We start from the raw sequence: 16,081 nt of genomic DNA on the forward strand, positions 1-16,081 counted from the left end.
CCCCACCCCCGAGACAGGAGGGCTTGTCTGCCAGTTTCAACATCCTACAGTATCATATCATCAAATTTGTAACTCTGATCTTCTATCAGAATAATGGCTGTAGGAGAAGGATTCGAACCTCCACGAAGCAGTTAGGCGAAACACGAGCTCGATGTTTGCTTTATGCTGTGATCTTCACCCCCGAGACAGGAGGGCTTGTCTGCCAGTTTCAACATCCTACAATTTGTCTTTATTTCAAACTCCTTTGACCTTTTGTCTTTGTTTGATATTTCAAAGGTAATAAAACAATCCTTTTGTTAAAATTTTTGTAACAAATAAGCTTAATTTTTACATTTTATTTATTAAAAAGCTATTTTGTTTACCATATCATCAATTCAGTAGTTAATTTTAATGTTCGAATTAGAAATTTGAAAATTAGAAGGTGCCTAAAAATCTATTGTGAGTTAATATGATTATCCGCAATGACACAATTATGTGATTTTATCACAAATAATTTTGCGGATAATAATAATCTACGCCAAGGCCTTGGAGTTATTGGTCGATTAGCTATCAGTGCTCCTATTGATCTAAATAACGGTATTTTGTTTGGCGACTGTTGTAAATGGGGATCTACATATTGAGTTAATTCTTAGAATAATGGATCAAAAAAAGAAATGAAAAGCTAAAAGTGTGATCAGGTGAATGTACTCGACGTTAGGTATTAATTACAAATTCGCTGACTAGCCTCAGCAGCTTCATTCATTCCCCAGATAGCTGCTTGCTGCAGATCTGCACAGGCAGCCGTTTGATTACCTAATCGATATTGGGTAATTCCTCTGTGGTAATAGGCTTCTTTGTGATTGGGTTGATAGATGATTACCATACGATAGGCCTGAAGTGCTTCTTGGTATTTTTTGGCTTTATATAAGACACTTCCTTTAGCCATCCATGCTTGAAGGTGATCTGCTTTTTTGGTAGTCACTTGCTGAAAACAATCTGTTGCTTCCTGATAGCGACCAAGCCCCTCTAAACTTAGACCTAAGTAAAAAGTAGCTTCAACATCTTCAGGTTCTAATTTCAATACTTTAGAGAAATCCTCAAATGCATACTCCCACTGTTTTGAAATCAAGCGTTGATAGCCTCGTTGTTTATAGGCGGTGGGATTGTCTGGAGCATTTTCTATGCTTTGACTGAAATACTTTTCTGCTAAAAGGCTTTCTCCTGATTCCTTAGCCAACTCAGCAAGGTACTGATAAGCCATGGGGTGATATGGATTCAAAGACAAAGCCTTGGCAAAATTTTCTTCTGCGGCTTTTGTGTTGTTAAGTATCAGTAAAGACTTGCCACGACTCAAATAGTAATCTGGCTCTGTAGCATTGATCTGAATGGCTTTTGTAAAGTATTGTGTAGCCAAATCATGTCGCCCCAAACCTTGTTCACACAGGCCAAGATGATGATAGATATAATCCTGCTGTTCATTTTGCCTGCTGAGAATCTTATCCACACCAGACTTATAAGTAGGCCTTCGGTAAATGATTTCCACGGTTTCTCCTCTTGGAATGTCAAGCAAAACTTTAAAATCATCAATAGCTGATTCGTAATGCCCCATTTTAAACCGCATCAATCCCCTGGCAAAATAAGCTTCTGAATGGTATGGATTGAGCTCTAGCAGGATATTGAAGTCTGTAAGCGCTGCCTCTGGATCTCCGATTTTTTCATAAACCAAAGCCCTGTAATAATAAGGCTCGGCAAAAAATGGTCGCTCTCTGATCACATCAGAAAAAACAAGCAAGGCTTCTAAATCATCCCCAGCGTCCCATTGCTTGAGCGCTTCTTCCATGCGCTTATCTATGGAAGTATATTGCGCCCAACTCTTGGGAATACAAAACAGCAATAATATAAATACTAGGATTCTCATAGAATTGACTAAAGCAGTGAAAGCTCTGACTCCACAATGATTTGCTCCAAGTCGATCAACCAGGATGATGCATTTGGGTTAATTACAAATCTAAGAAAGGGTGATTTCTCAAGATTTATACAGCAATCTAATCAATAACTTAAGAATCTGAAAGATGTTAACAAATTAGATTGGTTAGTTCTCACCTTCAAAACCTGACAGATCGATGGTTTCACTTTCAAGGTAATGAGGGTACATTTTCTTATGCTCTTTTTTCACTTCCCTGACCAATGCTTCTCTAAATTCCTCCACATTCGTACCATTCTCAGCTGCCATAAACACTGGACTGATTCCGAATTTCTTCTTGTATGCCTCGGCTAATTTTTCAAAATCAAGGAAGTTTCGTTCCTCCAATTCAATTTCCGTCATGTTCATCTGCTCCTCTTCAGTTGGCATTTGATCTACAAGGTCAATTTTATTGAAAACCAACAAGACAGGCTTATTGCTCGCCCCTAATTCAGTGAGAGTTTGATTGACTACCGCTATATGGTCTTCAAATCCCGGATGGCTAATATCTACTACGTGAATCAATAAATCAGCCTCCCTGATCTCGTCCAAGGTGGATTTGAAAGACTCGATCAAGTGAGTTGGAAGTTTTCTGATAAAACCCACCGTGTCCGAAAGGAGAAAGGGGATATTTTCCAAAACCACCTTTCTTACTGTAGAGTCTACTGTTGCGAAGAGCTTATTTTCAGCTAGAATATCCGTCTTGGTAATCAGGTTCATCAAGGTACTTTTGCCCACATTGGTATAGCCTACAAGGGAAACTCTGACTATTCCTTTTCTACTTTTTCGTTGAGTCACGCCTTGTTTTTCAATGTCCCTCAGCTTCTCTTTTAAGAGGGTGATTCTTCCTCTAATATCTCTTTTATCTGTCTCGATTTCCTTTTCACCAGATCCACCCCTTGTGGTCGTACCACCTCGCTGACGCTCCAAGTGAGTCCACATTCTAGTCAATCTTGGCAGCAAATATTGAAATCTTGCTAATTCCACCTGGGTTTTGGCTTGTGCGGTCTGCGCTCTTTGAAGGAAAATATCTAGGATCAATAGTGACCTATCGTAAACTTTGATCTTTAATTCATTTTCCAAGTTTCTCATTTGAGAAGGAGAAAGGTCGTCGTCAAAAATCACCATATCCACTTCAAAGTGCTGCACATAAGCTTGTATCTCCTCCAGCTTTCCAGATCCTACAAAAGTCCTGACGTCTGGTTTTTCCATTCTTTGGGTGAACTTGTAGACTGTTTTAGCTCCCAAAGTCTCTGTCAAAAACGCCAACTCTTCCAAATATTCGTCCACTTGATGATCTGATTGTCCTTGTTTGATCAAGGCAACGAGTACCGCAGTATCCTGTTTGGGAGCTGTGTCGTGTAGTTTTTGTAATTTTCTGGAGTATTTGCTCATAAAATGTTTAGCCCTTTTGATAAATAAGGTAAGGTATTGATGTTTAGTTCCCTGAGGAATAAAGAGCAAAGTTACGAATCAAGCGCTAATAATAAGATGTTGAAATGGCAGAAGGGACATAAACATTAAAATTGAACTTAGGAAAAAGCACATCGCTAGAATAACTGTTATATTTGAACTCTAATCCCAAAGGAAATTGAAGGGATAATTTTGATTGCAACGCTAATTAAACCAACCATTTTCATGAAAACCAATGCTACACCCATTGCGGGCTTAATCGAAATTACACCAAAAGTATTTGAAGACAGTCGCGGGTATTTTTTTGAGTCGTTTAGAAAAGAGAGCTTAGAAAAAGAAGGAGTCAAGCAAGATTGGGTGCAAGAGAATCAATCATTCTCCAAAAAAGGGACCATCCGCGGCCTTCACTTTCAAGCTGGGGATCATGCACAAGCCAAATTGGTAAGTGTGATCCAAGGCAAGGTTTTAGATGTAGTCTTGGATTTACGAAAAGATTCTATAAGCTATGGAGCAATTTTCACAGTCATATTGGATGCAGAGAAACACAATATGCTTTACATCCCCGAAGGTTTTGCACATGGGTTTTCGGTATTAGAAGATGCAATATTCACCTATAAGTGTTCTGCCTATTATCACAAAGAAAGCGAGGGAGGAATCTTATGGAACGATCCCAAACTAATGATTGACTGGAAAGTGGAATCGCCAATTCTCTCTGAGAAGGATCAACTTTGGCCGACATTAGAGAAATTTACAAAGGAAAAAGGAGGCTTATAATGGGCATATTAGATTTCTTCAAAAAAGAGCAAAAAAAATCTGGTTCATTAGATTTAACCTGGATGGGAACAGATATGCATTCTCACTTGATCCCAGGGATAGATGATGGTGCTAAGACTTTGGATCAGTCTCTAGCACTTATCAAAAGAATGCAAGGGTATGGCTTGAAGAAAATCATCACAACTCCACATATCATGGTGGAGTTCTATAAGAATACCCCTGAAATCATCCTCTCAGGACTAGAAAAGCTCCAAAAAGCACTTATTAGTGATGGCATGCATATCTCAGTCAAGGCTGCTGCCGAATACAATATTGATGAAGCATTCTTAGAAATGGTGAGGAATGGTGAGGAGTTATTGACTATCCATGATAATCTAATCTTGGTAGAAACCAGTTTTATCAACAAACCATCCATTTTGTTAGACACCTTATTTGAGTTAGAGTTACGAGGATTCCAACCGGTCCTTGCCCACCCAGAGCGCTATTATTATTTGATGTCAGACAAAAGCCTTCAAGAAGACCTACTCGATAGAAATGTTTACTTCCAAGCCAACCTGCTTTCCTTTACTGGTTTTTATTCTAAGGATGTACAAAGATTTGCCGAGCGATTAGTAGACGAAAAAAGAATCAAGCTAGTCGGAACTGACTGCCACAATATGCGTTATTTGGATAACATGGAGCAGCTCACCTCAAGCAAGTATTATGAAAAGCTCCAAGGCTTGAATTTGCTCAACCATACATTATGAAAATATTAATCACCGGTGCCACTGGTTTGGTAGGAAGATATTTAGCTCGAAGTTTTTCCGAATTAGGTGAGCTATATGGGCTCAAGAGACCAGAAAGTCGACTAGAAGACCTTCAGATTCCAGGTATTCAATGGCGAGATGGTGATATTACAGACTATCAATCATTGGAAGTTGCCTTTGAAGGTATGGATATGATCATCCACGTTGCTGCTTTGGTTTCTTATGAATCCAAAGATGCCAGTCGTATGATAAAGATCAATGTAGAAGGCACGACAAATGTGGTCAACGTTATGTTAGAACAAGGCATCAAGAAATTGATTCATATAAGCTCAGTAGCTGCATTGGGTAGATCACCGGAGCTTACAAAACTTGACGAAACACACAAATGGATTGAATCTCCGCTCAACACACCTTATGCTATTTCCAAATATCAAGCAGACTTAGAGGTCTGGAGAGGAGCTCAAGAAGGGCTTGATGTCATGGTATTTTATCCCTCAGTAGTTTTGGCAAAAATCGTTGACAATCGTAGCAGTACGCAGCTGTACAATTATGTATTGGAGGAAAATATATACTATCCAAAAGGCACCATAAACTACATCGATGTAAGAGACTTGAGCGAGGCAATAGTAAAGCTCTATCAGGCAAAGCACTGGGGTGATCATTTCATTTTAAGTGCTGGGGCTGTTTCCTACAAGACTTTCTTTGGAGAAATGGCAGAAGCTTTTGGTAAAAAAGCACCTTATAAGCCTGTCACTACCATTTCTCTCAAACTACTACTATTCTTTACCAAAATTGCGAAGGCATTTGGAATCAATAAGTTACCTCTGAGCCCTCAAACAGCAATGCTTGCACAGCGTAAGTTTATTCTATCTAATAAAAAACTTCTTTCGGCCATAAGTCACGAGTTTCACCCTCTACAAAACACGCTCAAATGGGCCACGAGGAACGATTCCTAATAATTGGTCGTTTGTAACATTACTTTTACCAGAAACCTTCATTTGAAGTGTTGAAAAATAAATAGGTCTTAGAGACAAAAAAATAAATCAACTGATTTTGAGACACTGAATTTATTGGTATCTTAAACACTAGAAATTAATCTGACGCCGATGACCGGAGATTTTGAAAACGAATGGAACAACGATAAAGAGCTGGTTGAAAGGTATGAAAATTCACTAAAAGCCAACCTAGATCTTTATTTTGAAGAGGAAGAATTGGAAGATATCATCCGGTTTTACTTTGACAACCAAAAATACTTGAAGGCTTTGCGGACAGCCAATCATGCATTGGAGCGATTTCCTTTCAGCATTGAGGTCAAATTGCTTAAAGCCCAATGTTTAATTTTCAATGATGAATTAGAGGAGGGTTTAGAGCTTCTAGAAAATATCAATAACATTTCACCCAACAATGAAGACATCATCTTGGCGCTAACCAATGCGATGATGCTTTCGGACAATACCAAAGAGGCAATAAGCATACTTGAGGAGTTTCTTCCTTTGGCAGAAGACAAAGCCGAGATCTATTACTGCCTAGGTAATTTTTACAGAAGTGAAGACAACAAGGGAAAAGCCGTCTTTTATTACAAGGAATGTGTAAAGTTGAAGATCAATCACGAAGATGCCCTTTTTCAACTTGCAATGATTACGGAAGAGGAAGGCTCTTTTGATGAAATCCTGGAATTCTACCAGGAGTTTATCGATCAAGATCCATATTCAGCAGGCGCTTGGTACAACTTAGGTGTGGTCTATAATAGGCTCGGTAAATTTGAAGATGCCATCAAAGCCTATGATTATGCATTGATCATAGACGACACCTTTGCCTCAGCCTATTTCAATTTGGGCAATGCCTACATGAATACGGAGCAGTTTGAGCTAGCACTTGAAGCCTACCAAAATACGATCAATTGCGAAGGCGCAAATTCAGAAAACTGCTGTTATTTAGGAGCTGCTTATGAGAAGCTGGGACAGATAGATCAAGCTTTCAAATATTTTAAAAAATCAGCAAAACTAGATCCTGAGTATGATGATGCTTGGTTTGGACTAGGCATGTGTATGTTGAAAAAGGAAAAATACTTTGAAGCCATACACTATTTCAAAAAAGCAATCAAAATCACCAAAGAAAACCCTAATTATTGGGTAGGCTTAGCAGATGCAGAATATCATTTGGGCAATCTACATGCGAGTTCTGAGGCATACGAAGAAGCCATCAACCTTGAGCCAGGCATGGTAGAAACCTACATCAACCTATCCATCATCTATTTTGATCAAAACAGGTTTGAAGAAGCCGAAGATGTGATCAAGGAAGGGATAGAAGAATTACCTGAAAACGCCGAATTATACTACAGATTAGTGGTATTTCTAATCAAATCAGGGAAATACAAGGAAGCCTTTTCATATTTAGAAAATGCATTAACTTTGGACTTCGAAAAACATGTCATTTTGTATGATTTGATGCCAGAAGTCAAACATCAAAAAGCAATTTTCAAGATTATCTCTCAATTTAAAGAAGGTTGACACCTTCAGAAAATCTATTTACCAGCAAAAAATTTCAAAGAATGAATTACGTTCTGAAGAACATCCCTGTACGTACCCAAAAGCCACGTACCTCGGGATTTACCATGGTCATGGATAAGGGCCTAAGCATAAGAGAAGTAGAAAACTTTTTGGACGGCAACTCGGATTATGTAGACATCGTCAAGTTGGGCTGGGCGACTTCTTATCTTACCAAAAATCTCGCTGAAAAAATAAGCCTTTATCATGATGCAGGAGTACCTGTATATCTAGGAGGAACACTTTTCGAAGCCTTTGTCATCAGAGATCAATTTGATGATTACAGAAGAGTGCTAGAAAAATATGATCTGAAATTCGCCGAGGTATCAGATGGGTCGGTAAGTATGCCACATGACATGAAGTGTGAGTTTATTGCGACGCTAGCCAAGGATGTAACTGTACTCTCTGAAGTGGGATCCAAAGATGCGGCCAAGATAATCCCTCCTTATAAATGGATTGAACAGATGGAAAAAGAGCTTCAAGCAGGTTCTTGGAAAGTCATCGGTGAGGCACGAGAAGGGGGTACTGTTGGTCTATTTAGAGATTCTGGTGAAGTGCGACAAGGATTGGTGGAAGAGATTTTAACTAAAATTCCAGAAGAAAAAATCTTGTGGGAGGCACCACAAAAAGAGCAACAAGTTTGGTTTGTAAAATTACTTGGTGCCAATGTAAACTTAGGTAATATTGCTCCATCGGAATTGATCCCATTGGAGACTATCCGCTTGGGGCTCAGGGGAGATACTTTCGATCACTTCCTCGGAGATATCAAATTGTAAATTAATTTGGACTGTCTGATGTGATTAGGCAGTCCATTTCGTTTTTCATTCATGAACCGACTCAAAGATTACTTACTCACCTATCTCAAAGGCATGGCTATGGGAGCAGCTGATATTGTTCCTGGTGTATCGGGTGGGTCCATTGCCTTGATTACAGGTATTTACGAAAAGCTACTCGATAGCATCAAATCTTTTGACCAAACAGCAATTAAGCATCTTTTCAAATTTGAAATTCAGGCTTTGTGGGTGCATGTCAATGGGAAATTTTTGGCAACGCTACTCTTTGGGATACTCAGCAGCATTTTTGCATTGTCAAAGATCATTACCTACTTGATAGATGAACATCCTATTCCAGTTTGGTCTTTTTTCTGTGGATTGATCATCATTTCAGCTATCATTATTCTTAGAGATATCAAAAGGTGGAGCATTGCTGTCGTTGTAGCTATTTTATTGGGTATAGTCGGCACTTACCTATTTACCAGTATTCCGCCTGTGAATTCACCCGATGGTCAGTGGTTCACATTTGTAGCGGGAGCCATCGCTATCTGTGCAATGATACTGCCAGGAGTGTCGGGTAGTTTTCTGCTGCTGATGCTTGGACAATATGAAAGAATACTAGCTGCGGTATCTGAAAGAGATCTTGTCATCATTGCAATATTTGGAGCTGGCTGTATCACAGGTCTCTTGGCTTTTAGTAGATTGATCTCTTGGCTATTGAAGAAATATCACGCAATTACCATTGGATTACTTTCTGGCTTTATGCTCGGCTCTATCAATAAGCTGTGGCCATGGAAGGTGGTGCTGAGCTATAGAGTCTCTTCTTCTGGTGTTCAGAAGCCTTTTGTGACGGAAAATATTCTTCCTCAACATTATCTGGAGCAAACTGGACAAGATTCTTTATTTTTACAAGCGATACTTGCATTTGCCTTCGGAGTTCTGATTGTACTTGGAATCGAAAGGCTAGCGTATTATATGAAGAGATCATGAGAAAATTTGGCCTGATAGGATTTCCACTAACACATTCATTTTCAAAAAAATACTTTTCGGAGAAATTTGAAAAAGAAGGTTTGTCTGATTGCCAATTTGATCTCTATGAGATCGAGAATATCAGCCTTTTTCCACAAATACTACAAGAAAACCCAGAACTTGAAGGATTGAGTGTCACCATTCCATACAAGGAGAAAGTAATTGAATACCTAGATGGCTTAGATCCAGCTTGTGAGGCCATAGGGGCTGTGAATTGTATCAAGGTAAGGGATGGAAAGCTGATAGGGTATAATACAGATTACATTGGTTTCAAGGATTCTCTCTACAATTGGCTAGGCAAAGCGAAACCCAATGCACTTGTCCTAGGAACTGGAGGAGCATCAAAAGCCGTGATACAAGCACTCAAAGACCTCGACATTCACTATTTGATCGTGTCTAGGTCAGCAAGCAATCAGCCAAATTGGGTAACGTATGAAGACCTCAAAACAGACAAAAAAATTATCCAACAACATCACTTGATCATCAATACTACCCCGCTAGGTACCTATCCCAATACCGAAGTCATGGCGGATATCAATGCAAGTTTGATTTCAAGTGAGCACAGGGTTTACGATCTCGTCTACAATCCAGAGAAAACTTTTTTGATGCGCTCCCTCGAAGCGCGCGGTGCAGTAGTGAAAAATGGTTTGGAAATGCTTCATCTTCAGGCAGAAGCTGCTTGGAAGATTTGGAATTGATCTCAACCCATTTTATATTATTAATATGTACTGGAAAAAATTATCACACGAACAAATCAAAGAAACCGTATTCAAAGCTCTTGGTGAAAATCTCGACTATAGAGGAGAGCGACCTATTTTAGGTATCCCTGGCACTTATTTAGATACTACGGAATTCTATCCTGATGCGCCTTTTCTTCAGGATGCCCCATATATGTCCGCCATGGTGCGCAACCCAAATCACATTGGGGTACATACTTTGAGTGAAAAATCCGTCTTGGAAGTCTTCGAAGGAACGCAAAAGATCGAAAGAGATCTCATCAGACTCGTAGCAGAGGAGGTTTTCAATGGAGAATCCAATGGCCAAGATGGCTATGTCGCTACAGGTGGCACAGAAGCCAACATACAAGCCATGTGGATTTACCGTAATTATTTCATCAAGGAAAAAGGTGCTCGATTGGGTGAAATTGCCTTGGTCTATTCTGAGGATTCCCATTATAGCATGCCCAAGGGTGCCAATATCCTGAACCTTCAGAACATCATCCTTCAAGTAGACCCGGAGACAAGAGAAATTCTCCAGAGCTCCCTTGAGTCCAAGATCAAAGAAGCCAGGCAGGATGGTATCAAATACTTCATCGTCATCGCCAACTTGTCAACAACTATGTTTGGATCAGTAGATGATATAGATGCATTGGGGGACTTCTTTACAGATCAAAATGTAGATTTCAGAATACACGTTGATGCAGCTTATGGGGGATTTATTTATCCTTTTACCAATCCCACAAGCCGATTTACTTTCCAAAATCCATATATGAGCTCCATCACAGCAGATGGTCATAAAATGCTACAAACTCCATATGGTACAGGTCTTTTCCTAATCAGAAAGGACTATATAGAATATGTCAAAACCGACGAAGCGCAGTATATCCCAGGTAAAGACTATACCATCAGTGGAAGCCGATCAGGAGCCAATGCCATCTCTATGTGGATGATTTTGAAGATTCACGGCTCAGAAGGGTGGAAATACAAGATGGAGTCCCTCTGTGACAAGACTGAGCGAATCTGCAAAAAATTAGATAGAATGGGTGTAGAGTATTTCCGCAATCCATATAACAATATCATCGCCATCAAAGCCAAGTACATGTCTACTGAGCTAGCGGATAAATTCTATTTGGTAGCCAATAGCTATGAATTTGAACCAGAGTGGTATAAAATCGTCGTGATGCCACATGTCAAACAAGGTACTATCGATAGCTTTCTGATCGAGCTTGAAGGGGAGCAAAAGTCAAGGCAATCTAACCAAAAAGGGTAAACTTGAACCAAATTATCTCGGCATATGGTTATTTGAAATTTTTGAGCTGGAGGAAGTTATTGAACTACCTCCAGCTTGTTTTATCATTTCACTACAGCCGCTGGATCAAAAAACCGATCATCTGGGGTCGGCCCACTACGCTTTCTATTGAACCGACGACCAGCTGCAACCTCCGCTGTCCAGAGTGCCCTAGTGGTCTTAGAAGCTTTACCAGACCTACTGGAATGATACAAGAATCTCTTTTTAGAAAAATCATTGATGAAAATGGTCCATGCTTGACCTATTTGCATTTATATTTTCAGGGAGAACCTTATTTGCATCCCAAGTTTCTCGATCTCGTAACCTATGCCAACCAAAAAGGAATCTACACTGCGACTTCCACCAATGCGCATTATCTCAACGAAGAAAGCGTCAATAAGACTTTGGACTCAGGACTCCAACAGCTGATCATCTCAATGGATGGTATCACGCAAGAGATTTATGAAGATTACCGCATAGGCGGTCAACTTTCGAAAGTGCAATCTGGGCTCAAATTACTTTTAGAAAAACGAGCATCACGCCAACAAAAATTCCCGCGAGTAGTAGTTCAGTTTTTGGTGACTGGAAAAAATGAACATCAAATAGAACAACTTCAGGACTGGGCAAAAGCAATGCAAGTGGACGAACTTCAGCTGAAAACAACTCAAATTTATGATTTCGAGCATGGTTCTGAATTGATTCCTTCTGACTTAAAATACTCCCGATATATTCCCGCAGGGGATGGAAAGTGGAAACTCAAAAAGGATATTGAAAATAAATGTTGGCGAATGTGGCAAGGTGCTGTAGTCACTTGGGATGGGAGGGTAGTCCCTTGTTGTTTTGACAAGGATGGTGCTCACGTGATGGGTCAATTGAGTTTCAAACCCATGAAAGAAATCTGGAAAAACACTGCCTATCAAACGTTTAGAAAGCAACTTTTAGAAGACAGAAAGCAAATAGACATCTGCAAAAACTGTACAGAGTAATGACTTCCGGCTTGAAAAAGGCTACTTAGCTATTTCTTTACACCTTGGAATAATTATCTTTACGAAAGTTTTATTTTATAATGCGATCATACTAATCAAGTTAATCAGCTCCGCAATTTTACGGATCGACTTAATCTTGGTCATAAATCATGGTAATTCCTATGCATTTTCAACACAAGGCAATCCTCAGGGTCCTCACCATCGTCCTACTCTTTACTTCGACGCTGATCACCATCAACCCCACGACAGTACAAGCACAATCACTCAGCGAACTATCCAATCTAAATGTAGACGAGCTGTCTGACACACAAATCCGAGAGTTGATCAGAAGAGCTGCTGAACTTGGTCTGAGTGAAACAGAGCTCCTCCAAATGGCCAAATTGCGTGGTCTTTCTGATTTTCAAGTGGAGAAGCTCAAAAACAGGATCGAGGGTCTTGAGTCTTCATCTATGGGCTCAGCTAGGTCTGGCTCCCAAGCTGGAAAAAGGGATGCCAGAAGTCAAGGTGATTTGAATGAAATTAACCAAGGCTTTTTCAAATATCAACAAGAGCTTTTTTTCTTTGAAGAGGAGAGTTCTCCCTACTTCGGAGGTGATCTTTTTTACAATAAAAATAGAAAGCTGACTTTTGAGCCCAACATCAATATCCCTACGCCAAAAAATTACATTTTGGGCCCTGGTGATATGATCTACATTGACATCTATGGGCAATCCGAAAGATACATGGAGGTCAATATCAACCCAGATGGATTTGCGATTATTGAAAACATTGGGCCAATCAGTTTGTCAGGAAAATCCATAGAAGAAGCTACCAACATCCTCAAAAACAGGCTTTCTAATTTTTATGAAGGCATGCGCGGGTCTAACCCAAACACCTATTTGCAAGTGACTTTGGGAAATGTCCGATCAATCCAAGTGCATTTGGTAGGCGAACTTAGACTTCCTGGCACTTTTACTTTGAGTTCTTTCAGTACGGTGTTTAATGCGCTCTATGCTGCGGGCGGCCCAAGTGAAAACGGAACTTATAGAAACATCAAACTGATCCGTAAGAATAAGACGATATCGACAATAGACATCTATGACTTTATCACTAATGGCAAGGCTGATCTCAACTTGCAGCTGGAAGATCAAGATGTAATCTTGGTAGAGCCTTTTGAAGGAAGGGCAACAGTGGAAGGAGAAGTCAAGAGGCCGAAAATCTTCGAAGTGAAAAATGGAGAAACCTTTGCTGACTTGCTCAGGTATACGGGTGGATTTACAGACGAGGCATTTCAAGATAGGATTGCTGTGTCAAGAATCACTGGTAAAGAACGATCTGTGTCAGATATTTTCAAGAATCAATTTGACATTTTCACGGTCAAAGGTGGTGACAAATATACCATCAGTAAAGTCTTGAATAGATTCACCAATAGGGTACAGATCAAAGGCGCTGTCTTCAGAGAAGGTAACTATGCACTCACGGAAGGCCTGACTTTGAAACAATTAATAGCCAATGCAGATGGTGTGCGTGGTGAAGCATATCTTGAGCGAGGCAGTATACTTCGCACCAACGAGGACTTGAGTACGGAAGTCCTGACTGTAAATGTTAGAGATATTCTCAATGGAAGTGCCGCGGACGTTCGGCTTCAAAGAGAGGATGTGATTCGCATATCCAGTATTTATGATTTGCAGGAGGAGTTTTATGTACAGGTGACAGGTGAGGTAAGAAACCCAGGTACCTATCCATTTTCAAAGCAGATGACTGTGGAAGACTTGATCATCTTAGCTGGTGGTTTGAGAGAAGCGGCAAGTACCAAGGATATAGAAATTGCAAGAAGGGTAGGAACACCTCAAGAAGGACTTTTCTCCACCTTGATTCCAGTAAATGTGGATAAATCTCTAGTACCAAGTGACAATCCTCAGGTTCTTGAGCCATTTGATAATGTAATCATCAGAAGAAAGCCAAATTTCAATTTGGAAAAAATCGTGTACATCGAGGGGCAGGTCAACTCACCGGGTGCTTTTGCGGTGCAATCTGCCCAAGAGCGCATCTCAGATGTAATCTCTCGTGCAGGAGGATTGACAGCTTTTGCTTACGCCAAAGGAGCAACGCTTATCCGCCGAACAGAGTATTTCAATACAGAATCTGAGCAACTGAGAAGGCAAAAAAATCTGATGGATCTACAGCTTAAATTGCAAGCTGACCCTAACAATACAGAAGCACAAGAATTACTACTTGAGCGACTTTTCAAAGATCTAGGCAATAAGGATGCTTCAAAAAGTGCCGCAGAAAGCGCGGCCGTTTCTGAAATCAAAAGAGAGACAGTAGCTGGTATTGCAGAAAGCAAAGGGGACTTTGGTCAGGTAAAAATCCGAGAGACTGAGGCAGTAGCCATTGATTTGGAAAAAATTATGAGCAACCCTGGTTCTGCATTTGACCTGATATTAGAAGAAGGAGATATCATTTCAATTCCAAGACAGTTACAGACAGTACGATTGAGAGGTGATATTGTCTATCCTACTACTGTACGATTTGAAAATGCCAGAGGATTGAAACACTATATCAACAAAGCAGGAGGCTTCGACAACAGAGCCAATAGAAAACGGACTTATGTAGTCTATGCAAACGGTGATGTCACCCGCACAAGAAGCTTCTTAGGCCTGAGATCCTACCCATCTATAGAGCCTGGAGCGGAGGTTTTCGTACCAACCAAAGGGCCGAGAGTGCCGATTAGACCTGGTGAGTTGGTGGGTCTTACTACTGGCTTAGCCACTTTGGTATTGATTATTTCACAGATCACACAATAACTGCCATGTCAGAAAAGCATATATTGGACGATAAGATCACTTTGAGAGAAGTTGTTTTGAGACTACGTGAGTGGATCAAGTATTTCCGTTCGAAGTGGAAGACCATCTTTATTTGGGTAGCTCTTGGGGCTGGATTAGGTGCCTTGGTATCTATTGTCAAAAAACCAGTCTACGTAGCAGAGAGCTCATTTGTATTGGAGGAATCTGATGGAGGTGGATTGGGACAAATGTCAGGTTTGGCAACTTTGGTTGGTGTAAACATCGGCTCACTTGGTGGTTCAAGCGGCCTATTTCAAGGAGACAATATCATAGAACTGTATCGATCCAATAATATGCTTAGCAAAACCCTCTTGAGCCCTTTTCAAGGAGAGGAGTTATTGATTCATAGGTATATTGCATTCAATGAATTGGATCAAAAATGGAAAAAAACGGTAGATCTCAATAGCTTAGATTTTACCATACCAAGGGAGAAATTCACCGTGACACAAGATTCAGTGATGCGAGAGCTGTCCAAGATCATTCGTGAACAACACCTTTCCGTAGCCAAGCCAGATCGGAAATTATCGATTATCAAAGTAGACATTTCCGGAAAAGACGAGGCTTTTGCCAAGGAATTCAATGAAAGGCTGGTAGAGAATGTCAATAATTTCTACTTCGAAACTAAAACCAAAAAGACTTCTGAAAACCTTCAAATCCTACAATCTCAAGCTGATTCTGTGCGGAAGATTCTCGATAGAAGCTTGGAGGAACTCGCATTCCTTTCTGACAAAACACCCAATCCAAACCCGCTCTTACAGTCGGGAAATATAGATATTAGAAAGAAGCAAATCGATGTTCAGGCAAATTCTGCGATCTATTCCGAGATCGTCAAAAACCTAGAAGTAGCCAAAGTCAATCAGCGCAACAATTCTCCTCTGATTCAGATCATCGATAGCCCAAGGTATCCCTTGAATCGATATGAGATAAAATTAATATGGGGTTTATTGTATGGTTCTATTATAACATTTATACTTTGTCTTGCGATTCTTTATTTCCAAAAATCATATGGCAAATTACTGTCAAAATGAATTGTTTAATTT

Annotated in this window: 13 protein-coding genes and 1 tRNA gene; 11 read left to right on the forward strand and 3 right to left on the reverse strand. The window is 40.1% G+C overall.

Features of this window, described 5'->3' with window-relative positions; genetic code table 11:
• Positions 1–94: 94 nt before the first annotated feature.
• The 3 genes from CHB66_RS16990 to hflX all read right to left on the reverse strand — a co-directional run bounded on the left by CHB66_RS16990 (position 95) and on the right by hflX (position 3,337).
• A tRNA-Asp gene (locus CHB66_RS16990) sits at positions 95–221 on the reverse strand.
• A gap of 479 nt (positions 222–700) precedes the next feature.
• The gene (locus CHB66_RS10365) at positions 701–1,897 is read right to left on the reverse strand and encodes a tetratricopeptide repeat protein (protein ID WP_089240619.1); all 1,197 of its coding nucleotides are present in this window, start codon (positions 1,895–1,897) and stop codon (positions 701–703) included.
• A 174-nt stretch (positions 1,898–2,071) separates the two neighbouring features.
• The gene (gene hflX, locus CHB66_RS10370; protein WP_089240621.1) at positions 2,072–3,337 is read right to left on the reverse strand and encodes a GTPase HflX; all 1,266 of its coding nucleotides are present in this window, start codon (positions 3,335–3,337) and stop codon (positions 2,072–2,074) included.
• A 243-nt stretch (positions 3,338–3,580) separates the two neighbouring features.
• Here hflX and rfbC point away from each other — a divergent pair, with 243 nt between their 5' ends.
• The 11 genes from rfbC (at position 3,581) to CHB66_RS10425 (ending at position 16,069) form a co-directional block, all read left to right on the forward strand.
• Complete coding sequence (rfbC, locus tag CHB66_RS10375) at positions 3,581–4,129, forward strand: dTDP-4-dehydrorhamnose 3,5-epimerase (protein ID WP_089240623.1); 549 nt, start codon at positions 3,581–3,583, stop codon at positions 4,127–4,129.
• Complete coding sequence (locus CHB66_RS10380; protein WP_089240625.1) at positions 4,129–4,875, forward strand: tyrosine-protein phosphatase; 747 nt, start codon at positions 4,129–4,131, stop codon at positions 4,873–4,875. The genes rfbC and CHB66_RS10380 overlap by 1 nt, the downstream gene beginning before the upstream one ends.
• Positions 4,872–5,831, forward strand: coding sequence for an NAD-dependent epimerase/dehydratase family protein (locus tag CHB66_RS10385; protein WP_089240627.1), 960 nt, complete (start codon positions 4,872–4,874; stop codon positions 5,829–5,831). Before CHB66_RS10380 ends, CHB66_RS10385 begins: the two co-directional genes overlap by 4 nt.
• A gap of 150 nt (positions 5,832–5,981) precedes the next feature.
• Positions 5,982–7,385, forward strand: a complete 1,404-nt coding sequence (locus CHB66_RS10390) for a tetratricopeptide repeat protein (protein ID WP_089240629.1) — start codon at positions 5,982–5,984, stop codon at positions 7,383–7,385.
• Between the two features lie 41 nt (positions 7,386–7,426).
• The gene (locus tag CHB66_RS10395) at positions 7,427–8,197 is read left to right on the forward strand and encodes a phosphosulfolactate synthase (RefSeq protein ID WP_089240846.1); all 771 of its coding nucleotides are present in this window, start codon (positions 7,427–7,429) and stop codon (positions 8,195–8,197) included.
• Positions 8,198–8,248: 51 nt separating this feature from the next.
• On the forward strand, positions 8,249–9,184 hold the full coding sequence (locus CHB66_RS10400; RefSeq protein ID WP_089240631.1) for a DUF368 domain-containing protein: 936 nt from the start codon (positions 8,249–8,251) through the stop codon (positions 9,182–9,184).
• Positions 9,181–9,921, forward strand: a complete 741-nt coding sequence (locus CHB66_RS10405; protein ID WP_089240633.1) for a shikimate dehydrogenase family protein — start codon at positions 9,181–9,183, stop codon at positions 9,919–9,921. The genes CHB66_RS10400 and CHB66_RS10405 overlap by 4 nt, the downstream gene beginning before the upstream one ends.
• A 25-nt stretch (positions 9,922–9,946) precedes the next feature.
• Positions 9,947–11,212, forward strand: a complete 1,266-nt coding sequence (locus CHB66_RS10410; protein ID WP_089240635.1) for a pyridoxal-dependent decarboxylase — start codon at positions 9,947–9,949, stop codon at positions 11,210–11,212.
• Between the two features lie 2 nt (positions 11,213–11,214).
• Entirely contained in the window at positions 11,215–12,216 is a 1,002-nt protein-coding gene (locus CHB66_RS10415) for a radical SAM/SPASM domain-containing protein (protein ID WP_089240637.1), read from the forward strand.
• 161 nt (positions 12,217–12,377) lie between these two features.
• The gene (locus CHB66_RS10420) at positions 12,378–15,002 is read left to right on the forward strand and encodes an SLBB domain-containing protein (protein WP_089240848.1); all 2,625 of its coding nucleotides are present in this window, start codon (positions 12,378–12,380) and stop codon (positions 15,000–15,002) included.
• Between the two features lie 5 nt (positions 15,003–15,007).
• Positions 15,008–16,069, forward strand: a complete 1,062-nt coding sequence (locus CHB66_RS10425) for a GumC domain-containing protein (RefSeq protein ID WP_089240639.1) — start codon at positions 15,008–15,010, stop codon at positions 16,067–16,069.
• Positions 16,070–16,081 lie beyond the last annotated feature (12 nt).

It is taken from the genome of Belliella buryatensis, from assembly GCF_900188245.1.
Classification (GTDB): Bacteria; Bacteroidota; Bacteroidia; order Cytophagales; family Cyclobacteriaceae; genus Belliella; species Belliella buryatensis.